The sequence below is a fragment of the Streptosporangium sp. NBC_01755 genome (assembly GCF_035917995.1).
Classification (GTDB): Bacteria; Actinomycetota; Actinomycetes; order Streptosporangiales; family Streptosporangiaceae; genus Streptosporangium.
The window spans coordinates 2,332,765-2,355,764 of record NZ_CP109131.1; the positions used below are offsets into that span (position 1 = coordinate 2,332,765).

The window sequence follows — 23,000 nt, forward strand, 5'->3', positions numbered from 1 at the left end:
GGCGCGAGGTCTCGGTCAACGAGGCTCCTCCTTCTCGTTCTTCCCGGGCCGCTCATCGAGGTGGACACCGACGGCACCGGAGGACGGCTCCGGCGAGGCTCCGGAAGGCTCCTCGCCCACCGCGGGCCCGGCCGCGTCGGGGAGCCGGTACGACACCTCGCTCTCGACGAGCGAAACGGCGGACGACCCGCCGGAACGCTCCTCGCCCACCGTGGACCTACCGTGGCCGGAGAGCTCGTACGGCGCCTCAAGCTCGTGCAGAGCGGCGGACAGGCCGCCCTTGAGCTCGTGGCGGGCCTGGAGCCTGCCGGCGAGCAGCTCGGACACCCGCTGCTCCAGCACGGCGATCCTGGTGTCTCGCTCGCTCAGGGCGCCGGCGACCCGGTTCAGCGTCTCGTCCACGCTCTGGGTGTGATAGCCGACAAGGCTCACCGGGAGCTGGAGTGCCATGAAGTCGACAGCACCGAGCTGGCCGCCCTTGGGCAGGTCCAGCGGAGGCACGTCGGGGGCGAACTCACTCAGCTCACCTCCTCGGCCCATGGCGACCATCGTGACACCGGCGATGACGGCTACGGCAGCGAGGGCTAATACGACCAGCACATACGAATCGTGCCACAACTCCGCTGACCTAGGATCGGGTCGTGACTCCTCCGTTCCCTGAAGAGAGCAGCCTCCCGCCGGCCTCGGTCGAGGTGGGCGACGGCCAGGCTCCGACCTCTCCGAGCGGGCAGACCGGGGCGGGAAGCCGATCCGTCCGCGAGGTGGCTCCGGCAGCACTCCCAGCGATGCCGACGACGGCTCCCGTCGTGCTCGGCCCCGGCGACCCGGGCGAGCCCGGCTGGGTCGAGGCCCACTCGATCGGGGAGGTCGAGGAGCTCGTCCGTACCGGGCACACCGTGGTCGTCACCCCCGCCGACTTGGCCGCCACGGCCGCCACGCCCCCCAGGAGGGCCGGGAGGGCCGTCGAGGAGGCCGACGCCACCGCCGGAAGCGAGAGGGACGCCGAGGCCGCGGAGCTCACCGCGGCCTCGATCTGCGCCTGGGCGGGTGCCCGCGTGTTCCGTACGAACCGCCGGGAACAGGTGCGGCTCGCCGTCGAGATGACCGACTCCCTCGCCGGGCGGCGTCCACCCGCGCTAACCCGCCGTGGCCTCGCCTAGTTCCTCGGCGCTCGGTTCCAGGTGCCTGGTCGACTTCTCCAGCAGCCGGAACGCCTCGTCGACGGTGGCGGTCCAGGAGATGGCGTCGAAGACGTTCGGCCGGGTGAAACCCGCCTCCTGCATGCCCTCGACCAGGTCCCGCAACGGCCGGTAGATGCCCCACGGGTCGAGAACCACCAGGGGCTTGTCGTGCAGGCCCAGCGTGCGGGACGTCCAGATCTCGAACAGCTCCTCCAGCGTCCCGATGCCGCCCGGCAGCACCAGGAAGGCGTCGGAGCGGGCGTCCATGACACCCTTGCGCTCGCGCATGTCGCCGGTGATCACCAGCTCGTCGGCCTCCTCGTCCGCGAGCTCGATGTCCACCAGCGACTGGGGGATCACACCCACGGTGCGGGCGCCGCCCGCGCGGGCCGCGCGGGCGATCGTACCCATGCAGGAGACCTTGGCCCCTCCGCTCACCAGGTCGTGCCCGCGCCTGGCGAGCTCGGCACCGACCTCTTCAGCCAGTTCCTGATACTTCTGGTCGATTCTCTGACTCGACGCGAGGAATACACAGATGAACACGTCCCGACCTTATTCGGCATCGCCGGGGGTGGTCACGGCCTTCTCCGCTCGTCCCTCGCCCGCCCGATCCTGTTCTGATCGGCCTCCACGATGATCCGGACCGCCTCATCCACGTCGTCGGTGACGTGGATGAGGTTCGCGTCCGACGCGGAGATCTTGCCGGTCCCCACGAGGGTCTTCCTGATCCAGCCGATCAGGTCGCCCCAGAACTCGGTGCCCATCAGCACCACGGGGAAGGAGGTGACCTTCCCCGTCTGGACCAGGGTGAGCGCCTCGAACAACTCGTCCAGGGTGCCGAACCCGCCGGGCAGCGTGATGAAACCGCAGGAGTACTTCACGAACATGGTCTTGCGGACGAAGAAGTAGCGGAACTCGACGCCGAGGTCGACGTACTCGTTCATGCTCTGCTCGAAGGGCAGCTCGATGCCCAGGCCGACCGAGACGCCGCCGGACTCCGCCGCCCCCTTGTTGGCGGCCTCCATGCAGCCGGGGCCGCCGCCGGTGATCACGGCGTAGCCCGCCTGGGAGAGCCTCGTGCCCAGCTCGACCCCCATCTCGTACTCGGGGGTGCCCGCGGGGGTACGCGCGGATCCGAAGACGGTCACGGCCTGGGGCAGCTCGGCGAGCTGGCCGAAGCCCTCCACGAACTCGGCCTGGATCCGCATCACCCGCCAGGGGTCCATGTGCAGCCAGTCGGCCGGACCTCTCCTGTCGAGAAGCCGCTGGTCGTAGGTGGAGTCGGAGACGAGGTCACCGCGGACCACCGCGGCTCCCTGGCGGCGTTCAGGACGTGTTTTCTTCATGCGGGACACCGTAGTGCCGTCCCGGAAAAATCTTGAAAAATCTCCATGAAAACATGGAACCGGATTTTGACGGGGGCGCGTCTAACTGCCGAGGGTGCTGCTCGGGACTGAAAGTGGCTTTCCCCGCCAAATGGCCGGCGAGGAAAGCCACTTTCATTTGCATCCGGCCCCGCTCCGGCCCGGCCCGGCGCAACCGCCCACGTCAGGGAGGGGCGGATCCCACACGCCGGGGACCGCACAACACCGTGAACGGCACAACCGTGAACGGCACTCCTGGCCCGGTGAGTCCGGCCTTTCAGGACAGCCAGCCGAGCATTCCGCGCTCGCAGTCGGCGATCTTCTTCAGTGACACGAACTCCCCCTGCTGGTGCGCCATATTCGGATCTCCGGGACCGTAGTTGACGGCGGGCACGCCGAGACCGGCGAAGAGCGAGACGTCGGTCCAGCCGAGCTTGGCCCTCGGCGTGCCCCCCACGGCGTCGACGAAGGCCGCCGCCACCGGATGGGTCAGGCCGGGCCGCGCGGCGGCGGCGCCGTCGGTGAAGCGGACCTCGTACCCCTCGAACACCTCGCTCACATGGGCCCGCGCCTCCTCCAGGAACAGGTCGGGGGCGAAGCGGTAGTTCACGGTCACCACGCACTCGTCCGGGATCACGTTGCCCGCGACGCCACCGCCGATGCCCACCGCGTTCAGGCCCTCGTGGTACTCCAGCCCGTCGACGACGGGGAGCCTCGCCTCGTAGGCGTTCAGGATCGCGAGCACCGGCTGGGCGGCGTGGATCGCGTTGACCCCGAACCAGGACCTGGCACTGTGCGCCCGCTTGCCCCGGGTGACGACCTGGGCCCGGAGCGTCCCCTGGCAGCCGCCCTCGATCGTGCCGTCGGTGGGCTCCATGAGCACCGCGAAGTCCCCGGCGAGCCAGTCGGGATGCCTGCGGCTGAGCCCGAGCAGGCCGTTGCGCTCGGCCTCGATCTCCTCGCAGTCGTAGAAGACGTAGGTCACGTCCCTGCTGGGCTCGGGGAGGGCCGCGGCCAGCTTCAGCGCGACCGCGACGCCGGACTTCATGTCCGAGGTGCCACAGCCGTAGAGCAGGTCGCCCTCGACGCGGCTGGGCAGGTTGCCGGCGACGGGGACGGTGTCAAGGTGCCCGGCGATCACCACCCGCTCGCCGCGGCCCAGATGCGTACGGGCCACGATCGACTCGCCGTCGCGCTCGACAGTCAGGTGCGGGAGGAGCCGGAGGGCATCCTCCACGGCGTTGGCCAGTGCCTTCTCATCGCCGCTGACCGACTCGACGTCCACGATCCGGGCGGTGAGCTCCCCGACATCCTGTGTGAGATCCAGACGCGTACTCATGTCCGCGACCCTAGTGCCCGCGAGGGATCCCGCCGAGCCCGACCCCGCCGGCCCTATCCGTGTCCGTGCAGCATCCGGTCGAGCTCGCCCCTGCCGGGCCGGTGGCCCTCCTCCAGGCGCTCCAGCACCAAGACGCAGCGCAGGCCGAAGGTGCCACCGGGAAACTCGCGCCACCGGGTGCCCTGCGCCGCCACACACCAGTCGGGGACGCGGCCGCGGCCGAGTTCCTCTCCCGTCCGCACATCGACGACCGGGGTCGAGCCCGACAGGATCGTCCCGGCGCCGACCACGGCGCCCCGGCCCACGCGGGCCCCCTCGGCGATCACCGCACGGCGGCCGATCAGCGCGCCGTCCTCGACGACCGCGGGTGCGGCCCTGGAAGGCTCCCACGGGGCACCGGCCCCCTCCTCGCCCACCTGGCCGCCCGCCTCTCCGACGCCGACCCCTCCGGCCAGGTGGACGTTCTTGCCGATCTGGGCACACGAGCCGATCGAGACCCAGGTGTCCACGGTGCTGCCCTCGTCCAGATGGGCGCCGATGTCGACGAACGAGGGCATCAGCACCACACCTCGTGCCAGGTAGGCACCCCAGCGGGCGATCGCCCCCGGCACGACGCGGACCCCGTCGACGGAGGTCTTCAACGGAAGGCGGTCATGGTGATGGAAATCACCCACCTGGGACCTGGCCATGCCGAGCACCCGGAACGCGAGCATGACAGCCCGCCGGGCGCGCTCGTCCACAACCACCTCGCCGGTAGGGGAAACCTCCGCCACCCGGGCCTTTCCGCCGTCGAGCATGTCCACCGCGCTCACCACGACGGCGCGGGCCTCGGTGTCGGCGGGGCTCAGCTCGGCCCGGCGCCACCACAGCTCGTCGACGGCCGCGGGCAGCGGGCTGGCATCGCTCTGGGTCATGGGCCGGAGCCTAGTGTTCACAGCGTTATCACAGGCTGAGCAATCGCTGGGGGCCTGTAGGTTCTTGACCGTGCGAAGGCGCTTCTCAAAAGGGGTTATCGCGATCATCGCGATCGTGGTCGTGCTCGTGGTGGCCATCACCGCGGGTCTGTTCACCCTGCTCAAGCGGGCGAAACCGTTCGTCGACCTCGGCGAGGGGTGCAGGGTCACGACTCCGGAGGGCTCGCTGGACTTAGATATCTCGCAGGCCCAGGTGGCGGCGGCCATCGCGGCCGTGGCGGCTCGCAGGAGGCTGCCCGAGCGGGCCGCCGTGATCGCCTACGCCACCGCAATTCAGGAGTCGAAGCTGGAGAACCTGAGGGGCGGCGACCGCGACTCGGTCGGCGTGTTCCAGCAGCGGCCCTCCCAGGGGTGGGGAGAACCCAGCCAGCTCATCGATCCCGTCTACGCCTCGGAGAAGTTCTTCGCCGAGCTGGTGAAGGTGCGGGGATACCGGGAGCTGCCGCTGCACGAGGCGGCCCAGGCCGTGCAGCGTTCGGCCGACGGGTCGGCGTACGCCCAGCACGAGGAGGACGGGAAGATCCTCGCCGCGGCGTTCACCGGACGTGTCCCCAAGGCCGTGCACTGCTGGTTTCCCGCTCCCTCGGGCAAGACCCCGCGCCCTGACACGGGCGAGGCGAAGCGCGAGCTCACCAGGGCGCTCGGGGCCGCGTTCGAGGCCCCCTCGCGCAGGCGCGGCTGGCTGGTGGCCGGCTGGTCGGTCGCCCACGCCAAGGAATTCGGGCTGACCGGCATCCGCTACGACGGCCAGTCGTGGGTCTCCGTGAACGGCCACGACGGATGGAAGCCCGACCCCAAGGCGTCCGCCGGGAAGATCGAGCTCTCCTAGACGTTCTTGTGCCGGTAGACGTTCTGTTCCGGCCGTTCCAGTGCCGGTAGATGTTCTCGTTCCGGTCGTTCTCGTGCCGGAGCCGGAGGCGCCCCGTCAGACGCCCTTTTTCTCGATCCTGATCGTGCCGGGGGGCAGGGGCTCGGCGTGCGAGGATCTCCAGCGCTGGCCCTGCAGGCGTTCGAAGCTGAGCAGGCGGCCGTCGGCCGCCCGGTAGTCGGCGAAGTCGAGCAGACCCCGCTCGGGCATCGAGGTGACACCCTCGCCACGGAAGGCCGCCGTGCCACGGTCGACGGGGAAGAAGTCGACCCCCTCGACGCTCAGGGTGGTCTTGGCGGGGATCATGCCCTCGGTGGGCACCTGCGTCCACAGCAGCACCTCCAGGTGCGGCGGTTCACCGGTCGCCAGGCCGTCGCGCATCTGGATCGACAGCCACTGGTAGCGGCGGTTGCCGTCGTCGAGGAGGTACTCGGTCCACTGGGTGCCCTGCCACGACAGGTACAGGGCGCCGAGAACCCGGCTGCGCACCCCCTGGCATTCGATCGCGTCGCCGACCTTGATCGTACGAGGGTCGGGATAGTCGATGCCGACACGGCCCATGGCCGGTTGGGGCGGCTGCGCGGCCCCAACCGAGGAGGGGGGGGTCTCGCCGGGAGGCTCGGAGTCGTCGGCCCTCCTGTCCTGACGCGTCGTCGCGAAGAACGCGCCGAACAACAGGACAAGGGTTGCCACACTCAATCCGAGTATCACAGCGACCTCGGGGGTCATGCCGCGCGATCCTACTGGAGGCGGCGCACTGCCGCACTGATGCGTTCGTCGCCGGCCGTCACGGCGACTCTGATGTGCCCCTCGCCCGCGGTCCCGTAGAAGTCGCCGGGAGCGACCAGGATCCCTCTCTCCGCCAGCGCGCGGACCTGCTCCCAGCAGCCCGTCCCGTTGGACGCCCACAGGTACAGACCCGCGGTGGAGTGCTCGATCTTCCAACCGGCCGCCTCCAGGGCGGGACGGAGCGCCGCGCGGCGGGCGGCATAGCGGACCCGCTGTTCCTCGGCGTGCTCGTCGTCGTCCAGGGCGACGGCCATCGCCGCCTGGACCGGCGCGGGCATCAACATGCCGGCGTGCTTGCGTATCTCCAGCAGCCGCTTGATCAGTGCGGGGTCGCCGGCGACGAACCCGGCGCGGTAGCCGGCCAGGTTGGAACGCTTGGACAGCGAGTGCACCGCCAGCAGGCCCTCGTGCGAGCCACCGCAGACGTCCGGGTGCAGGATCGAGACCGGCTGCTCCTCCCAGCCCAGCTCGATGTAGCACTCATCGGAGGCCACGACCGTCCCGCGCTCGCGCGCCCACGAGACGACCTTGCGCAGGTGCTCGGCGGGCAGGACCTTACCCGTCGGGTTGGACGGGGAGTTGACCCAGAGCAGCGGCACCCGCTCGGGCCCGAGCGCGAGCAGCCCGTCGGCGGCGTACGGCTCGGCGCCCGAGAGGCGGGCTCCCACGTCGTAGGTGGGGTAGGCCAGCTCGGGGAAGATCACTCGTTGCCCCGCCCCGATGCCGAGCAGCGTCGGCAGCCAGGCCACGAACTCCTTGGAACCGATCAGCGGCAGCACGTTCGCCTGGTCGAGGATCACTCCGTGCCTGCGTCGCAGCCATCCGGCCGCGGCCGAGCGAAGGCGTTCGGAACCGTGCGTCTGCGGGTATCCGGGGCTGTCCGAGGCGTCCGCGAGCGCCTGGCGCACGACGGCGGGCACCGGATCGACGGGAGTGCCCACCGACAGGTCGACGATCCCGTCGGGGTGCGACGCCGCCAGTTCCTTCAGCGGCGCGAGCCGGTCCCATGGAAAGTCCGGCAGACCGATCATCGGAGCCTCGCGGAAATGTTCGGGTTCTCTGACCGGTCGGGAATGGCGCTCACTTGAATCAGCCGTCGTCTTTCGCTCTATCGGAACTGGCGATGGCACGCACCGGAGGAGCGAGTCCTCGCCCCTCCGGCACAGGACACCTAGTGGCTCTCGGCCTGCGGGGGCAGAGCCGCGACGACCGGGTGGTCCTTCTCGATCTTGCCGACCTTGGAGGCGCCGCCAGGCGACCCCAGGTCCTCGAAGAAGTCCACGTTCGCCTTGTAGAAGTCCTTCCACTGCTCGGGGAGATCGTCCTCGTAGAAGATGGCCTCCACCGGGCAGACGGGTTCGCACGCGCCGCAGTCGACGCATTCGTCAGGGTGGATGTAAAGCATCCGCCCTCCCTCGTAGATGCAATCGACAGGGCACTCCTCGATGCACGCCTTGTCCAGGACGTCCACGCAAGGCTGCGCGATGACGTAGGTCACCTCGGGCTCCTTCTTCTTTACGCACCTAGGCACGACTTCGACCGCGGGTTGCTTAGCCCTAGTATTGCCGGGCCTGCCACGTGTCTGAAACGGGAGGGGGCAAAAGTCGATGGCCCTTGGTTTCGGTGCCCACCTGAATATCACCATAACCCCCTCTGACGTGGGCAAAAGAGTCACCACGCGGAGACGGGTTCCCGAGGGATTCCGGGACGCGGTGGGCGAGCTGGAATTCTGGCGGGACGGGGTACTCGGCGTGCGCAAACGGGACGGCACACTGGTCGAGATCGGCGAGGAGACGCTCGCCGCGGCGAAGGTGGTCCAGGAGCCTCGGCGTCCGCGTGCCTGAGGCGCCCGCCGGCACGTTCCGGTAAGCCGCTCGCCAAGACACGTATAAGCCGTCCGGTAGGAAGGGCCGCGCCTGCTCGACCAGGCGAACGACAGCGGAGAGTATTTTCTCCGTGACCGTACGTATCAGCGCCGCAGCCGCCGTGATCCTCACGGCCACGATCGCCGGATGTGGCGCCCCGGCTCCCCAGAACGTCCAATTCCCGCCGGTCAACACCCGGGCCGCCTCCATGAAGGAGGGCTTCTCGACGATGGAACGCCTCGTCGAGGCGGCCAAGAAGGAGGGGACCCTCACGGTGATCGCGCTACCGCGCGACTGGGTGAACTACGGCGAGATCATCGACACCTTCGCCGAGGAATACGGGATCAAGGTCGACCAGCTGGAGCCCGACGCGAACAGTGCCAGGGAGATCGCGGCCATCCCCGCTCTCAAACCCGACGTGTTCGACCTGAGCGTGGACGTCGCCGTGGCCAAGTCCGACCTCTTCGCCCCGTACCGGGTTCAGGGCTGGCAGGACATCCCCGACCACCTGAAGGATCACAGGGGCGCCTGGTACGCCGGGTACGGCGGCTACATGTCCATCGGCTACGACCCGAGCAAGGTCGCGGCGCCCGCCTCCTTCTCCGACCTGCTGAAGCCGGGTCACAGCGTCTCGCTACCCGGCGACCCCCGGGAGGTCGCCGCGGCCTTCAACGGGGTGATGGCCGTCTCGCTCAGGGGCGGCGAGGCGAGGGCGGAACGAGGTGTGGAGTTCTTCCATCGACTCAAGGGGGCGGGCAACCTCGCGCCCAACCCCAAGGCGGCCTCGGTCATCGTCGACTGGGACTACCACAACGCCGAACGGGCGGCCGGCGGCAAGGACTGGAAGGTCGCGATTCCCGGCGACGCCGTGCTCGGCTCGTACTACGTCCAGGCCATCAGCAAGCAGGCCCCGCACCCGGCCGCCGCCCGGCTCTGGCAGGAGTTCCTGTTCTCCGACAGGGGCCAGAACCTCTTCCTGAAGGGCTACGCCCGCCCGGTCAGGATGGAGGCCCTCCAGATGCGCGGAACCCTGGACGAGGAGCTCGCGGCCAAGCTCCCCGCCACCAGTACGAAGCCCGTGATCCTCACCGTCTCGGAGATCGACAGGGCCAGGGCCTACCTCCAGCGCGAGTGGGCCAGAAAGGTGAGATGAGGGTGAGGCTGGTGAGACTGATATGTCGTGACTTCCCAGAGGCTCTAAAGTGTCTGGAGAGTACCGATAAGAGACCTTAGCGTCTCAGAATGTGAGCTGACGTCTTGCGATACGACACCCCTAGCTTGACGAGGTGGAACGCTCGCGCCTACGACAGCAGCTTTGGGTACGTTTCAGCACATGGCGCCCCCCTGGTCGAACTACTCGACCCGCAGCCGGGGGAACGCATCGTGGATCTCGGCTGCGGCACGGGGACGCTGACCGCCGAGATCACCTCCCGGGGTGCGCGTGTCCTGGGGATCGACGGATCACAGGCGATGATCGAAAAAGCCCTGGCGCAGTATCCGGGGCTGGACTTCATAGTCGGCGACGGCCGCGACTTCACGGTGGCCCAGCCCTACGACGCGGTCTTCTCCAACGCGGCCCTGCACTGGATGGGCCAGGAGCCGGATGCGGTGATCACCAGCGTCCGCGAGGCCCTCGCACCCGGTGGGCGGTTCGTGGCCGAGATGGGCGGGGCGGGCAACTGCGCCGCGCTGACGGCGGCACTGTCCACCGCATGGCGGGAGTACGGGCTCCGTGAGCCCGGCCTGCCGTGGTACTTCCCCACCCCCGCCGAATATGCCACGAGGCTGGAGAAAGGCGGCTTCACAGTCCGCCTGCTGGAATACTTTGATCGGCCGACCCCGCTCGACGAGTGCCCCAACGGGGCGGCCGACTGGGTGCGGATGTTCGCCGGTTCACTGCTCCAGGAAGTGCCGCCGGAGATGGTCGACTCGCTGCTCCACCGGGTGAACGAGCTGGCCGCCCCCGCCCTGCGGCGGGAGAGCGGCTGGATGGCCGACTACGTGCGACTGCGGTTCGCGGCTGTACGCCGCTGAACCGACCCAATGCGCCGCGGCGATTTGCCAGACTATGGTCTGTTCCATGAGTCTCGTTCCCGGCCACATGGAGTGACTCGGGCGGCTTAAGGGGCTGGTGAAGGGAACGGATGAACTTCTGTCTGAGTGACCTCGTGCCGCCGCTACGCTGGAGCGACGCGGCCACGATCCCACTTCTGCGCGACCAGCCGGACCTGCCGGACGCCTGGTGGCGGAGCCTGCCGATGGCCCACGTGCTCGCCGTACTGCCTCCTGAGAGGCTGGCCGAGATCCTCACCGCGCTCGCCCTGAGCCACTGGCCTGCCGCTACCGTGGGCGACGTGCTGCCCGCACTGCACGTCCTGGATCCGGACGAGGCTGACGAGCCCTGCACGGCCATAGCCCTCGACCGCGCGGGATCCTGGCCGGGTCTCCTCGCGCTGACCGGCCACGACCTGCGCGACCAGCCGTTCATCCAGCCGGTCCCGCTGCTGCACGCCCTTTTCACAGCGGTCTTCGCACGCCTGGCGGCTCCGGTCCCGGCGACCCCGCTCCCGGTCGCTTCGGTCCCGGTCGCTTCAGTCCCGGCGCCTGCCGCGCGGAGCGAGTCAGCCCCGGGCGAGTCCGATGCCATACCGAATGAGTCTGAAGCCACCCCCGCCCCCGTGCCGGGGACCGGGCCCGGCGTCGTGACGGAGTCCCCCGCCGAACCCCCCGCGCCCCCTGCCGAGAGCGCCACCGACCCGGAAGCCCTACCGGAGCCAGAAGCCCGGCCAGAGCCGGAAGCCCTAGCAGAGCCGGAAGCCCTACCGGTGCCCGAGGCACGTCGCGCGGCGGAGACCAAGGCGGAGACCAAGGCTGAGGCTGAGCCCGCTGCCGTCCCTGGATCGCTCTTCCAGCCCGGCCCGGCGAGGGACGGCCTGCCCACGGCCGACCCGGCGAGGAACGACACGCCCGCGGCCGGCATGGAAGCTCGGGCCGCCGCGTCAGGAGAGGCCCGGCCGACGGAGTCCTCCGCCGAGAGCGTGCCCGAGTCCGAGGTGGGTGCCGACGCCCCGGTCGAGTCGGTCACCGAGGCCGGCGAGGACTCCGTACCCGCCGACGCCCCGGAGGCGGCGGGCGCTCCCGAGCCGGAAAAGCCGGAGAAGGCCGTGCGGAGCCAGGGAGCCGAGCGGCCTGCGGAGAGCCTGCACGCGCTGGTGGACGGTGTCTTCGCCAACGTGGAGGACAAGCGCTGGGCGGTGGCGCAGAACAGGCTGTTCAGCGACACCCCGGCGACCGCGGAGGCGCTGGCCAAGCTCTTCGCGGTGCGGCCGGAGGTCATCTTCGGCATCGAGGTCGACCTGCGCCGGGAGCTCGGGGAGTGGATCGCCTCCGACGAGGCCGCCCCGTACCGGGAGCACCTGGAAGAGATGAAAAGGCTCCTCGGCAGGGCGGCACCCAAGGAGCGGCTGATCAACGCCGCCGACTGGCACACCCAGGAGCTGTACTCTCTCGACATACCGGCCTGGCAGTTCGTGCTGGCCACGCTCCCCGGTTACCACCTGGTCGACGAGTGGCTGGTGGAGGGCGACATCGCCGAGCTCCGCCACCGCACCCGCGACATGCTCAGCGAGGCCCCGCCGCCGCTGACCATCAACAAGGCCCTCGACATGGTCTCCTCGCTGGGCATCCACCCCGAGGTGTCCAAGGAGTGGCTGGAGAACGTTCCGCAGCTCCGCATCCTCGGCGCGGGTGAACGACCTCCCCAGCGCCCGAACGGCGTCCCCGCCCTGATCGCGGAGATGCCCGCCGGCGTGCCGAGGAAGAACGGGGAACCGGCGAAGGCACCCTTCCGCCCGCTGAAGGACGTCTCGCTGACCAGGCGCTGCTTCCGCCAGCCCGACGGCCGCTGGTGGCTGAGGATCGACGTCACCTCCGATCACCTGCAGGGCGCCGAGTGCTCGCTGCCCAGCGGGTTCGCCGCCTATCTCGGGATGTCACCCGGTGAGGGCCGCACAGTCAGCAGCGCGGTCGGCGAACTGGTCCTCAGCTGGCATGACAGGCCCGTGCTGGAGTCGCTCAGGACGCTCCTGGAGGACGTGGGAGCCAAAGAGGGCAGCCACCTGTTCCTGACCCTGTCGGACGAGGGGGTCCTGCGGGCCAGGCACCTACCGGCCTCGGAGGGCGAGGGCGAGGCGACGGCCCAGGCACTGAGGCTTGTCGGCTACACCGCCTCGGGCGGCACCCCGGAGCAGGCCGGGCGGGTCATCGCCACCCGGGTCGGCATGACAGGCCCCGTGGGCATACCCGACCTTCTCACCCGGCTGCGAGAACGCGGGGACCGCGATCTCCTGTCACTGTTGGCCTAGCTCATGCCCCGCCTCGCCATCTCCCCCGACTTCCCCGTCGAACTCGGCGCCCTGGCCCAGCCGGTGCGGCGGGACGTCGTGGTGTCGGCACGCAGGTTCCTGCAGAACGTGGCGGGTGCTCCGCACCCCGAGCGGGTCAGGGGGGCCAGGGACCCCCGGATCGTCACCCTGAGGCTGGCCGACCGCCACCGGGGTGTCGTGGTCAAGCAGCGGGACGTCTACTGGCTGCTGACCGTGCTGCCGGACGTGGAGGCGTGGGCGTACGCCCAGCGCTACCGGTTCGGCGTCAACACGGCGATTGGAGTGGTCGAGATGTGGGACGCCGAGGCGCTGGACCAGGTACGACCCGCGGTGCGCAGGGCTGCCGAGGCGTCCACGACACGGCTGTTCTCCGAGATCTGCGACAGTGACCTGGCCGAACTGGGGGTGGACGGCCGGTTCCTGCCGCTGGTCAGGCAGATCACCGACCAGCTCACCCTGGAGGCGCTCGAACCGCTCCTGCCTCCGACGCAGTACGAGCCGCTGGCGGCGCTCGCCAGGGGCGAGTCGATGGCCGCGGCCTGGCGGGAGTTGGAGAACTGCCGCGCCGTCGCCGCGGGGCCCGAGCCGATCAACCCCGAGGACTTCGGTGCCGCGCTCCTGCGCAGCCCGGACCGGGCCGTCTTCACAAACCACCCGCGCGAGCTGAACCGCGTGCTCGACGCGCCCGGCTGGTGCGTGTTCCTGCGGCCGCCTCAGCACCGGCTGGCGTACTGGGCGTCCTACCAGCAGCCGACGCTGGTCACCGGTGGCGCGGGCACCGGCAAGACGCTCGTCGCCCTGCACAGGGCGGCCTACCTGGCCAGGCGCGCGGGCGGCCAGATCCTGCTCGTCACCTTCTCCCAGAGGCTGAGCGCCGAACTCGCGGCCAAACTCGACGTGCTGATCGAGGACGAGATGATCCGCAAGCGGATCGAGGTCGGCAACGTGGACCGGCTGGCCCACCGCATCGTCGCCGAGGCCGAGGGGCGTCCGCCCTCGCTGGTCGGCGCCGCCGAGCTGACGGCGCTCTGGGGGGAGACGGAGACGGGCCACAGCCCGGCGTTCCTGCTGCGCGAATGGGAGCAGGTGGTACTGGCGCAGAACCTCCGGACGCTGGAGGAGTATCTGGACACCCCCCGCTCGGGCCGCGGCGTCGAGTTGTCGGCCGAGGAGCGCGTCGCCGTCTGGGACGCCATCGGGCACGTCACCGGCCGGCTGCGAGAGCGCGGCAAGCGGACCCTGCTGCAACTGGCCTCCGAGGCGTCGGTGCTGCTCGGCCAGACCACGGGAGACCTGCTGGAGGAGGCGGAGCCCATGCGGGAGCCGTACCGGCACATCGTGGTGGACGAGGCGCAGGACCTGCACCCCGCGCAGTGGCGGCTGCTGCGGGCGGCGGTGCCGCACACCCGCGACGACCTGTTCATCGTGGGCGACCCGCACCAGCGCATCTTCGACACTCGGGTGACGCTCAGCGCCGTCGGGATCGACGCGATCCGGCAGCGCCTGCAGGTGTCGTACCGGCTCCCGCAGGAGATTCTGTCCTGGGGGGTCCGGCTGCGCGGAGGCGGTCCCGCCGACGGGCTCGTCAACGGTGTGCAGGAGCTTTACGGCTTCCGGAGCACCCGGCACGGGCTCAGGCCGATGGTCCGTGCCTACGATTCACCACGAGATGAGCTGACGGGGCTGGTGGCACAGGTGGGACAGTGGGTGGATGAGGGCGTGACGCCCGAGGAGATAGCGGTGGCCGCCAGGACCGCCGGCCTCGTGCGTGACGCGCGGACCGCTCTGCGCGAGCTGGGGGTGCGAGTGACGACGCTGCACGGCATGAAGGGACTCGAGTTCCGGCGGGTCGCGGTGATCGGCGTGGGCGAGGGGATCGTGCCCGACCCCGACTCGCTGACCCCGGTCGGCGAGGATCCAGCCGCCAGGGCCCACGATCTCCAGCGGGAGCGTGGCCTGCTCTATGTCGCCTGCACCCGGGCACGAGAACTCCTTTACGTATCCCATTCCGGACGGGCGAGTCCCTTCCTTCCCAACTGACCACATAGTCTGAACTGCGGATGTAATCCCCTTTGCCGGTTGGACCTCAATGAACCTCAGCCTGAGCGACATCGCGCCACCTTTGCGCTGGACCTCTCCTGGCCAGGTAGCGCCGATCGCAACCGATCCACGCCTCCCAGAGGCGTGGTGGCAGGCGCTTCCGCTCGACAGGGCCTGCTCCACCATCGGGACGTCCGAGGTCGCCGGACGCCTGACCGACCTCGCCCTGACGTGCTGGGGTCACCTGATGCTCGGCGACGTCCTCCCCCTGCTCAGGTTCTCCGACCCCGCTTCGAGCGTGCGCACGCCCGAGGGGCTCGGCCGCGAGACGGTGCACAAGCTGTTCACCGGGGTGCTGGAGCGACTGCTCGAACCGGTCACCGAGGAGAGCGTCGCCCAGGTCCGCCCCGCAAGGCCCGACCGGCCGCTGCCCGAGCTGATCGACGAGGTCTTCGCCACGCTGGACGAGCGGCAGCGGGCCATCGCCAGGGACCGGCTCTACGCCTCCCAGCGGGCCACGCTCGACGACCTGGCCCAGCGCTTCTCCGTCACCAGGGAACGCATCCGGCAGATCGAGCGTGACCTGCGCGACCATGTCGAGGCCTGGCTCGCCAAGGACGACGCGGCTCCGCTGACAGGCCACGTGTCCTGGCTGCGAGGCCGGTTGGGCTCCGCCGTGCCCGCCGACGACCTGGCCGCGGCGGTGCCCTGGCACCGCACCGACCTGGCCACGCTGGGCATCCCCTCCTGGCGGTTCGTCAGGACCCTGCTGAGCGGATACGAGCAGGTGGACGGCTGGCTGGTCGCGGGCGGTTCGGACGAGCTCAGGGAGAAGACCCGGCAGCTGTTCACAGACGGGCCGCGCCCGCTGGACGAGGCCGTCACGCTGGTCAGCCAGCTCGGCATCCGCGAGGACGTGGCCGAGCGCTGGCTCATCGCGGTGCCCCAGCTGCGGGTGCTGGAGAACCACGTGGTGCCCTGGCCGCGCAGCGTCAACGACAAGGCCGAGGCCGTGCTCGCGGTGGCGGGCAACCCGCTGACGCCCGAGGAGATCCAGGAACGCATCGGCGAGGACTACAGCCTCGTCGGCATCCGCAACCAGCTCACCGCCGACGACCGGTTCCTGCGGGTCGACCGGAACAAGTACGGGCTGGCACGCTGGGGCGGCGAGCAGTATCTGGGCATCCGGGAAATGATCGTTCGGGAGATCGAACGCGCCAACGGCGAGGCGTCCGTCAACACGATCGTCACCAACCTCACCGCGCGCTACGACGTGAGCGAGAGTTCGGTCCGCGCGTACGCCGGCGGCCCCGGCTTCGAGCGCACCCAGCGCGGATGGATCCGGGTGGCCGGAGCCGAGCAGTCCGACTACCAGCCACGCCGCGACGTCTCGGAGACCCGGCGCTGCTTCCGCAGCCGCGACGGGCGCTGGTGGCACCGGGTGGACGTCAACGCCGAGCACCTGCGCGGCTCCGGCTCCCCGCTGCCGACCGGCTTCGCCGCGCACCTCGGCATGGCCCCCGGCGGCCAGCTGACCGCCTCCACCCCCTCGGGCGACGTGGTGATCAGCTGGCACAACCAGCCGACCATGGGCTCCATCCGCCCCGTGCTGATCGCCGCCAACGCCTCCGAGGGTGACCACGTCTTCCTGACCGTGTCCGACGGCGGCGAGCTGCTGACCCGCTACCTGCCCGCCGCCTCACCGGCGCTGCCCGCCCTGAACCGGGCGCTGCACCTGATCGGCTACACGGCACCGGTGGCCTCGGAAGCCGAGGGCATCCGCCTGATCGGCGCCCGCATCGGCCTCTCGGACGGCTGCACCCGCGATGAGGTGATCGCCCGCCTGCGCGACCGAGGAGACCGCGAGATCCTGGCCTTCCTGGAAGGCAGTGTCTGATGGCGCTCGCTCCGCTCGCGCGGGCTCGGCCGCGGCCGAGCCGGGTCCCATCGCGTGTTGTGGAGCCCGTCCTGTGTGGGGTGGGGTTGATTGCGTAGGCTCGGCGTATGTTGCGGCTTTATGACACGCGGAATCGGCGGATCGAGCGGATCGTTCCCGAGGGGAGCCGCTCGCTGCGGATGTACACCTGCGGACCGACCGTCTACAGGTCGGCCCACGTGGGCAATCTCCGGTCGTACCTGCTCTCCGACCTGATCAGGCGGGTCAGCGAGCGGCAGCGGGTCCGGGTGGTGGTCTGCCGCAACATCACCGACGTCGGTCACCTGGTCGACGACGCCGAGATCGACCCCTCCGGCGAGGACAAGGTACTCGCCCAGGCGAGGGCCGAGGGGCGCAGCGCCCTGGAGATCTCGCGCTTCTACGAGGGGACCTTTCTCGCGGACACGGCCGCGCTGAACATCCGGCCGCCCGAGCACTCGCCCCGGGCGAGCGAGACGATCGACCTGATGATCGAGATGATCGCCAAGCTGATCGAGAAGGGGCACGCGTACGCGGTGCCCGACGGGTCGGTCTTCTTCGACGCGGCATCCTTCCCGACGTACGGCGAGATCTCCGGCAACCGGCTCGACCAGCTGAGGCCGGGCCATCGGGTCGAGGGCGTCGATCCACGCAAGCGCTTCCACGCCGACTGGGCGCTGTGGAAGCCCTCGGACCGGGAGCTGACCTGGGAGACGCCGTGGGGCCGAGGTTTCCCCGGCTGGCACATCGAGTGCTCGGCCATGTCACTGCGGTTCCTCGGCGAGCGCATCGACGTGCACACCGGCGGGATCGACCTGCGTTTCCCGCACCACGAGGACGAGCGCGCCCAGTCCGACGCCACCGCCGGGCACGAGGTGGTACGGCACTGGGTCCACGGCGAACACCTGCTCTTCGACGGGCGCAAGATGTCGAAGTCCACCGGCAACGTGGTCCTGCTCAAGGACGTGGCGGACGCAGGCCTGGATCCGCTGGCCGTGCGGCTGGCGCTGCTTGAGCACCGCCACCGCCAGCAGATGAACCTCACCTGGGACACCCTGCGGGCCGCCGACAGGACCCTGCGACGCTGGCGGAGCCAGGTGGCCGAGTGGTCGGAGTCGCCGAGCAGCCCGATGCCCGCCGATCGGGTCTCCCGGATCGAGGCGGCCTTCGACGACGACCTCGACACCCCGCTGGCGCTCCGGCTGCTGCGCGAACTGGAACGCGACGGCTCGGTCGCCCCCGGCTCCCGCTTCGAGGCGTTCCTGCACCTCGACCAGATCCTCGCCCTGGACCTCTCCCTCGACATCGGCCGGTCGGTCAGGCCGAGGAGCCTGCCCGGAGGCGCCGCTGAACTGCTTGAGCAACGCGCCCGAGCCCGTGACGCCCAGGACTGGTCCACCTCCGACCGCCTCCGCGACGAGTTGGCCGCCCTCGGCGTGAAGGTCGCCGACACCCCGGACGGCCAGACCTGGTCCTGACGGTCAGGTGAAGATGTGCGTGATGACAGGGTCGCGTACGGAATCGGGGATCAGCCGATGATCGGCCAGGGAATCGACCTGCTATCGACGATCCGGTCTCCGCCATAATCAGTTCTTACTGCCATTCAACAAGCACACGCCTGTTTCAATCGGAAGCTCGGCCCAGACCGTATGTCCTGCAATGGGGGTTTCGTCGAAGCCCAGCGAGATGGCCATCTTGGACACGACCAAAAGGCCTCGACCTCCTCGACCTCAATGCCGCATTCGCCGTCTACAACATCTGATCAACATGCCGGAACTGGACATAACGAATCAACGCCGGGGCCCTGCCCCCTGGAAGGCAAGACGATGGACACACGCACCGTACGCCAGACGAGCGTCACGCTGCCCAATCTGGACGACACGGACCTGGACGAGGTCGATTCGCTGGAAGGCGAGCACGGCAAGCTGCGCGACTTCCGATACCTTGACGCCCATCTGCGCGAGCCACCCCTGTCGGGGACTCAGCTCATGGACGGGCGCGTCACCGGCCTCACCACCCAGCGTGCCCGCCTAGACGAGCTGCGTCTGAACTCGGTGGAGTTCTCCGACTGCGACCTGTCCGGCCTCCGCTGGGAGGACAGCAAGCTCTCCAGGGTCACGTTCACCAACTGCAAGATGCTCGGCGCCGAGTGGGAGAACGTCACGCTCGATGACGTGGTCTTCGAGCGGTGCAAGCTGGACTACGCGACCGTCACTCACCTCCGTGCCGTAGGCCGGGTAATCTTCACCGGCTGCTCGCTGCGAGAAGCGCGGTTCGTCGGGTCCGACCTGAGCGACGTGGCATTCGATGAGTGCGACCTGCACCTGACGGAGTTCGACGGCGGCACCTATCGCGGCTGCGACCTGCGCGGCAACGACCTGTCCGGCCTTCGCGGAGTGAGCGCGCTCAGAAAGATCATCGTTGATCAGCCACAGCTTCAGGGTCTAGCCCAGGCACTCGCGGCCGAACTGGAGGTCAGTTTCGGTTAGGACTTCGACAACTGGCTACGCGGAAGGCCGGGACATGCTCCCGCCACTCCGTCGAGGCATTCGCTGTTAATTGTCCAGTCACGTGTGTCCTCGTGGTCCGTCGCATGCGTCGCACTGACATCGGCGCGACTCGGTGTGTCTTGTCACACACTCTCCGCGACTTCAACTATGGACACCAATCAGCGTCACGTAAAGCGGAACCCCGCAGGCGGACAGGCCATGCGGGGTTCCTTGATCGCAAAGGAGCTGCGATCCATGAGCGATGCTAGGGCCACCGTGCCCGCATCGGCCATCCCGGGATGGCGGTTGATCACCAGTGACCGGGGCCGTTTCCGGGCCATACACCGAGAGCCGTCCCCCCTGGACGCGTTGCAGGCCGGGGCGGAACCCAACCCCCCTTGGGAGGCGCGGGGCGCTTCTTCGTGTTTCCTAAGCGGGCAGGTCCCAGGACCGGCCATCCGGTTCGCCCAGCCAGACGTATTGGCGGTCCCTGGTGACAGTGAGTCCGAACGCCGACTGGTGCGGAGATCCGGCGTCCTGCCAGATCAGGATGGCGTCCTCAATCGCGTCCCACAGCCGCAGCGGGCCGTGCTGGTGAACCGTCCACCCGCCGTCGGGGTTCGGCCTGGTGTCGGCCCGTGATCCGGTGCCGACGTCTAACAGGATTGTCGTGTCTCCGCTCGATGATCGCTGGGCGGCCGGCGCAGCGAGCTGGGCGACGAACAGCGGGGCTTCGCCATTGAGGATCGCCGGGTCGATCCTGGTCTCTCGGGCCTGGCCGATGCCCGTCATGATGGGTGGCCGCGGCGGCGGCAGGTGGGAGCGGGCACGCATGAAGTACACGTCATCCTTCAGGAACCGTCCGCTCGCCGTACCGTCCTCGTCGAGGGTGAGGTGCGCGAACGCGATTCCGCCCATCCAGCCCCACGTTGGCGTGGTGATGGTCCCTCCGGTACGGACCTGCCCCATCCATGCCGGGGGGATCGTCCGTACCGAGCAGGTGCCGATCAGCCGGTCGTAGGGGGCGTTGTCGTCGTAGCCGTGGAGGCCGTCCCCGGTCACGAGTGTCGGCGCGTATCCGACCTCGGTGATGGCTTTCCTCGCACGCTCGGCCACGGCGGGGTCGTACTCGATGAAGATCCATTTCCCGCTGGCTTCGAGCGCGAAATCGAACGCGCCGAACATCAGCCCGAAGTGGTCAAGGTAGGCGTGTAGAGCGTTCCTGATCGGCTCGGGCACATCGATGGGGTCATGGGTCAACTGCTCCCAGTCGCCGCTGCGCCAGTCGAGCGCACCGTCAGGAGTGGTGATCCTACTGGCGAACACGCGCCGCCCAATCACTGTCACCCGCGCGTCCGCGACCTTGCGCACCTCCTGCTGGAACAGGTGGGCGGTCACCGACACTGAGTCATCCAGGTCTTCGGAGGTGACCCGCTGCGTCCATATCGCAACGCGACCCTCCGAAGAGGGTGGGACGCCTCGGAACGACTTGTAGATGATCGGGCCATGCTCAGCGGCGAACTTCCGCGCCTGTTCGAGGTCGTTGGTGATCAGGCTCAGCGGGATGCTCAGCCCGAGCCGGACAGCCGTTCGGAGCTGCGCGACCTTGTAGTCGGCGCGGTTGATCGCTGCGGGATGGCTGACGTATCTCGCGCCGTGCAGGGTGCGCAGGATGCCGCCGAGCCCGTGCTGGGCTTCGGCGGTGGCGAAGGTGCTTTGCCGAGCGGGCAGGTGGGCGAATCGGACCGAGTACAGGCTGGGGCGGCGGTAGTACACCGCCCCAACCTCCGCGAGTGCGATGTCGCGACTCGCCGTACGCAGCCGACCAGCCCATTCCCCGCGGTCATCAATGGCGGCGCTGAACATCAGCCCGGCGCCGATATCGGCCGGATCGGCTCGGACGACCCGCGCCTGGCGCTCGTTCAGCACCCCGATCACCAGGTTGGCAGTGGCGTCCTCTACCGATGTGATGACCAGCACGGTCTGTGGTGATGGCCGCATCCGCTAGCTGTCGGTGTTGGAGTCGTCGGCCACGTTGGCGCTACCGCCAGAGCCGTCGCTCCCGCCGCCCTTCGACGTGGTCACGGTGACCTTGTTGCCCATGTCCACGATGACGCCGGCACGGTTGCGGAAGCTGGTGAGCTGGGTCACCGGGTCGAACTGGATGGTGTCGTACAGCGGCGGGCACTCCGAAAGCGGCTCGGTCATCCGGCTGAGTCCCCAGGGGGCAACTGTGGTCATGCTGTCCTGCTTTCTGTCGTTGTTGCTGGTGCGGCCCTGACAGGGGAGTCCCTGTCAGGGAGTCTTAGAGAGGGAGGGGCCGGCTCCCGCGTACGGCCGCGCCGCCGCTCGCGGTCTTGCTGCCGTGAAGCCGTTACCTGTGGTGCGATGATCATGGTCTTCGTGACCCGCTCTCAGTCCTGGGTCGCTGGCTGGAGGTCGTGAACCTGGACGATCAGCTGTGTGGCCGCGGCGGCCGTCATGACCTGCCGCCTGGTTGAGCGGTGAGGATCAAGTCTGCGACCTGTCGAGGTTCCCGCACCGTCTCAAGGCTGGGACCGCTGCGGAGGGACACCAGGTAGCAGCCGGAGCGCGGCCCGATGGTCACTGTGGCGTCCACCCATCCGGCGTCGTTGTGAACGACGAGTTCGGGCACGTGCCGCTTGGGTTTCTCCAGCGGGATCAGTCGGCTGGCGTCGTCCGTCAGCTTCAGGCCGACGGTGTGAACGGCGTACGAGCGGACTCCCTGGACCTTCAGCAGCCGCTGCACGGCTGCCAACGCCTGGTCGTGCTTTTCCGCCGTTGCGTCGGTGACCTCGTCGTTCTCATGCCCCTTGGCGCGGGACCCTGTTGCTGTCTGTCCAGTGGCCATGCATCAGACGGTAGGAGTGCGCGTTTCTGTGGCTCAATGAGTATGCGGAAACTTGCGGAGATTAGTTCAAGGCGGCGATGGCCGCTGTGATAAGGCTGCGCGCCTGCGCCCCATAAACGGCGATATCAGCTAGTTCGGTGAAGCCCTTCACGTACAAAGCCACCTCGCGAGGCTGGGTGACGGAAACAGTCGCCGTTAACAATTCCACTTGCACAAGGTCATCATCGAAGATGTTGAAACCTTCGAGAGTCCAAAGGGGACGTTCAACGGTGAAGGGGATCACTCCTAGGGCCACCGATGGGAGCGACACGATGGCCAGGAGGTGACCGAGTTGCCCGGCCATCGCTTCGGCGTCGCCGAGGCGGTAGCGCAGCACCGATTCTTCCAGGAGGAGGGCGAAACGGTGGTCGCCCTCGTGCAGGATGCGTGAGCGCGCGACTCGCGCGGCTACGGCCTCTTCTGTGTCGTCGGGGACGCCGTGGAACGACCCGAAGGCCGTGAGGAGCGCACGGGCGTATGCGGGGGTTTGCAGGAATCCGGGGATAACGTGGGAGCAGTACACGCGGAAATGTCGGGTGGCTTCGTAGAGAGGGACCTTCGACTCTTGGAGCTGGCGTAGGCCCGACTTTTGGAGTCTGCGCCATTCGACGTACATCGAATCGACCACGCGTGATGCTGCGATGAGATCGGACACCTGGTCTTCGGCGTCGCACGCTGCGCACCATGCGCGGATATCAGCGTCTGACGGTTTCATACGGGCATGTTCGATTCGCGAAGATTTCGATTCGTGCCACCCCGCCGATCTCGCGATGGCACGGGCGGTCAGGCCCGCGTCCAGGCGGATGTCCCGTAAGCGTGCGGCTAGTGCCTGTTGGGCCTGTTGGGTGGTGGAATGCGGAGAGGTGGACACGTGCGGGAA

Annotated in this window: 22 protein-coding genes; 10 read left to right on the forward strand and 12 right to left on the reverse strand. The window is 69.0% G+C overall.

The features are described 5' to 3' along the window. Positions 1 to 15 precede the first annotated feature (15 nt). Positions 16 to 600: a hypothetical protein gene (locus OG884_RS10625; protein WP_326644569.1), complete on the reverse strand. Its 585-nt coding sequence runs from the start codon at positions 598 to 600 to the stop codon at positions 16 to 18. 41 nt (positions 601 to 641) lie between these two features. Between OG884_RS10625 and OG884_RS10630 the strand changes: the two genes are divergently transcribed. Continuing rightward, positions 642 to 1,160: a hypothetical protein gene (locus tag OG884_RS10630; protein ID WP_326644571.1), complete on the forward strand. Its 519-nt coding sequence runs from the start codon at positions 642 to 644 to the stop codon at positions 1,158 to 1,160. Here OG884_RS10630 and OG884_RS10635 read toward each other — a convergent pair. The 4 genes from OG884_RS10635 to OG884_RS10650 all read right to left on the reverse strand — a co-directional run bounded on the left by OG884_RS10635 (position 1,137) and on the right by OG884_RS10650 (position 4,798). After that, a complete protein-coding gene (locus OG884_RS10635) occupies positions 1,137 to 1,724 on the reverse strand; it encodes a TIGR00730 family Rossman fold protein (protein WP_326644574.1) in 588 nt (195 codons plus the stop codon). The genes OG884_RS10630 and OG884_RS10635 overlap by 24 nt on opposite strands. Before the next feature lie 32 nt (positions 1,725 to 1,756). After that, positions 1,757 to 2,527, reverse strand: a complete 771-nt coding sequence (locus OG884_RS10640) for a TIGR00730 family Rossman fold protein (protein WP_326644576.1) — start codon at positions 2,525 to 2,527, stop codon at positions 1,757 to 1,759. Positions 2,528 to 2,822: 295 nt separating this feature from the next. Continuing rightward, positions 2,823 to 3,884: a succinyl-diaminopimelate desuccinylase gene (gene dapE, locus OG884_RS10645; protein ID WP_326644578.1), complete on the reverse strand. Its 1,062-nt coding sequence runs from the start codon at positions 3,882 to 3,884 to the stop codon at positions 2,823 to 2,825. Positions 3,885 to 3,937: 53 nt separating this feature from the next. After that, positions 3,938 to 4,798, reverse strand: a complete 861-nt coding sequence (locus OG884_RS10650; RefSeq protein WP_326644580.1) for a 2,3,4,5-tetrahydropyridine-2,6-dicarboxylate N-succinyltransferase — start codon at positions 4,796 to 4,798, stop codon at positions 3,938 to 3,940. Positions 4,799 to 4,868: 70 nt separating this feature from the next. Here OG884_RS10650 and OG884_RS10655 point away from each other — a divergent pair, with 70 nt between their 5' ends. Then, positions 4,869 to 5,687 carry a hypothetical protein gene (locus OG884_RS10655; protein ID WP_326644582.1) on the forward strand — a complete coding sequence of 273 codons (819 nt, stop codon included), beginning with the start codon at positions 4,869 to 4,871 and terminating at the stop codon, positions 5,685 to 5,687. Between the two features lie 96 nt (positions 5,688 to 5,783). Here OG884_RS10655 and OG884_RS10660 read toward each other — a convergent pair whose 3' ends face one another. From OG884_RS10660 to fdxA, 3 genes are all read right to left on the reverse strand, one after another. Further along, on the reverse strand, positions 5,784 to 6,419 hold the full coding sequence (locus OG884_RS10660) for a DUF4178 domain-containing protein (RefSeq protein ID WP_326644584.1): 636 nt from the start codon (positions 6,417 to 6,419) through the stop codon (positions 5,784 to 5,786). 47 nt (positions 6,420 to 6,466) lie between these two features. After that, entirely contained in the window at positions 6,467 to 7,546 is a 1,080-nt protein-coding gene (dapC, locus tag OG884_RS10665) for a succinyldiaminopimelate transaminase (protein ID WP_326644586.1), read from the reverse strand. Between the two features lie 140 nt (positions 7,547 to 7,686). Next, on the reverse strand, positions 7,687 to 8,013 hold the full coding sequence (gene fdxA / locus OG884_RS10670) for a ferredoxin (RefSeq protein ID WP_326644588.1): 327 nt from the start codon (positions 8,011 to 8,013) through the stop codon (positions 7,687 to 7,689). Between the two features lie 160 nt (positions 8,014 to 8,173). On the opposite strand from fdxA, the gene OG884_RS10675 reads away from it, so the two are divergent. The 8 genes from OG884_RS10675 (at position 8,174) to OG884_RS10710 (ending at position 19,209) form a co-directional block, all read left to right on the forward strand. Continuing rightward, positions 8,174 to 8,359: a putative acetyltransferase gene (locus OG884_RS10675; protein WP_326644589.1), complete on the forward strand. Its 186-nt coding sequence runs from the start codon at positions 8,174 to 8,176 to the stop codon at positions 8,357 to 8,359. Between the two features lie 112 nt (positions 8,360 to 8,471). Further along, the gene (locus OG884_RS10680; protein WP_326644591.1) at positions 8,472 to 9,533 is read left to right on the forward strand and encodes an ABC transporter substrate-binding protein; all 1,062 of its coding nucleotides are present in this window, start codon (positions 8,472 to 8,474) and stop codon (positions 9,531 to 9,533) included. A 125-nt stretch (positions 9,534 to 9,658) separates the two neighbouring features. Beyond that, entirely contained in the window at positions 9,659 to 10,414 is a 756-nt protein-coding gene (locus OG884_RS10685) for a class I SAM-dependent methyltransferase (protein WP_326644593.1), read from the forward strand. Positions 10,415 to 10,524: 110 nt separating this feature from the next. Continuing rightward, the gene (locus tag OG884_RS10690) at positions 10,525 to 12,744 is read left to right on the forward strand and encodes a hypothetical protein (RefSeq protein WP_326644595.1); all 2,220 of its coding nucleotides are present in this window, start codon (positions 10,525 to 10,527) and stop codon (positions 12,742 to 12,744) included. Positions 12,745 to 12,747: 3 nt separating this feature from the next. After that, a complete protein-coding gene (locus tag OG884_RS10695) occupies positions 12,748 to 14,805 on the forward strand; it encodes a UvrD-helicase domain-containing protein (RefSeq protein WP_326644597.1) in 2,058 nt (685 codons plus the stop codon). Positions 14,806 to 14,854: 49 nt separating this feature from the next. Next, complete coding sequence (locus tag OG884_RS10700; protein WP_326644599.1) at positions 14,855 to 16,702, forward strand: sigma factor-like helix-turn-helix DNA-binding protein; 1,848 nt, start codon at positions 14,855 to 14,857, stop codon at positions 16,700 to 16,702. A gap of 107 nt (positions 16,703 to 16,809) precedes the next feature. Beyond that, positions 16,810 to 18,198, forward strand: coding sequence for a cysteine--tRNA ligase (cysS, locus tag OG884_RS10705; protein ID WP_326644600.1), 1,389 nt, complete (start codon positions 16,810 to 16,812; stop codon positions 18,196 to 18,198). 348 nt (positions 18,199 to 18,546) lie between these two features. Then, the gene (locus OG884_RS10710; protein WP_326644601.1) at positions 18,547 to 19,209 is read left to right on the forward strand and encodes a pentapeptide repeat-containing protein; all 663 of its coding nucleotides are present in this window, start codon (positions 18,547 to 18,549) and stop codon (positions 19,207 to 19,209) included. Between the two features lie 429 nt (positions 19,210 to 19,638). Here OG884_RS10710 and OG884_RS10715 read toward each other — a convergent pair whose 3' ends face one another. From OG884_RS10715 to OG884_RS10730, 4 genes are all read right to left on the reverse strand, one after another. Continuing rightward, a complete protein-coding gene (locus OG884_RS10715) occupies positions 19,639 to 21,210 on the reverse strand; it encodes an MvdC/MvdD family ATP grasp protein (protein WP_326644602.1) in 1,572 nt (523 codons plus the stop codon). Between the two features lie 3 nt (positions 21,211 to 21,213). Beyond that, on the reverse strand, positions 21,214 to 21,450 hold the full coding sequence (gene tgmA / locus OG884_RS10720) for a putative ATP-grasp-modified RiPP (RefSeq protein WP_326644603.1): 237 nt from the start codon (positions 21,448 to 21,450) through the stop codon (positions 21,214 to 21,216). Between the two features lie 238 nt (positions 21,451 to 21,688). Beyond that, on the reverse strand, positions 21,689 to 22,081 hold the full coding sequence (locus OG884_RS10725) for a hypothetical protein (RefSeq protein ID WP_326644605.1): 393 nt from the start codon (positions 22,079 to 22,081) through the stop codon (positions 21,689 to 21,691). Positions 22,082 to 22,142: 61 nt separating this feature from the next. Then, positions 22,143 to 22,991, reverse strand: coding sequence for a helix-turn-helix domain-containing protein (locus OG884_RS10730; RefSeq protein WP_326644607.1), 849 nt, complete (start codon positions 22,989 to 22,991; stop codon positions 22,143 to 22,145). Between the last annotated feature and the right edge of the window lie 9 nt (positions 22,992 to 23,000).

Bases quoted from the DNA above. Each gene is read 5' to 3' on its own strand.
- OG884_RS10640 (WP_326644576.1), bottom strand. From the start codon at position 2,527: ATGAAGAAAACACGTCCTGAACGCCGCCAGGGAGCCGCGGTGGTCCGC.
- dapE (WP_326644578.1), bottom strand. From the start codon at position 3,884: ATGAGTACGCGTCTGGATCTCACACAGGATGTCGGGGAGCTCACCGCC.
- OG884_RS10650 (WP_326644580.1), bottom strand. From the start codon at position 4,798: ATGACCCAGAGCGATGCCAGCCCGCTGCCCGCGGCCGTCGACGAGCTG.
- dapC (WP_326644586.1), bottom strand. From the start codon at position 7,546: ATGATCGGTCTGCCGGACTTTCCATGGGACCGGCTCGCGCCGCTGAAG.
- OG884_RS10690 (WP_326644595.1), top strand. From the start codon at position 10,525: ATGAACTTCTGTCTGAGTGACCTCGTGCCGCCGCTACGCTGGAGCGAC.
- OG884_RS10695 (WP_326644597.1), top strand. From the start codon at position 12,748: ATGCCCCGCCTCGCCATCTCCCCCGACTTCCCCGTCGAACTCGGCGCC.
- OG884_RS10700 (WP_326644599.1), top strand. From the start codon at position 14,855: ATGAACCTCAGCCTGAGCGACATCGCGCCACCTTTGCGCTGGACCTCT.
- cysS (WP_326644600.1), top strand. From the start codon at position 16,810: ATGTTGCGGCTTTATGACACGCGGAATCGGCGGATCGAGCGGATCGTT.
- OG884_RS10710 (WP_326644601.1), top strand. From the start codon at position 18,547: ATGGACACACGCACCGTACGCCAGACGAGCGTCACGCTGCCCAATCTG.
- OG884_RS10715 (WP_326644602.1), bottom strand. From the start codon at position 21,210: ATGCGGCCATCACCACAGACCGTGCTGGTCATCACATCGGTAGAGGAC.
- tgmA (WP_326644603.1), bottom strand. From the start codon at position 21,450: ATGACCACAGTTGCCCCCTGGGGACTCAGCCGGATGACCGAGCCGCTT.
- OG884_RS10725 (WP_326644605.1), bottom strand. From the start codon at position 22,081: ATGGCCACTGGACAGACAGCAACAGGGTCCCGCGCCAAGGGGCATGAG.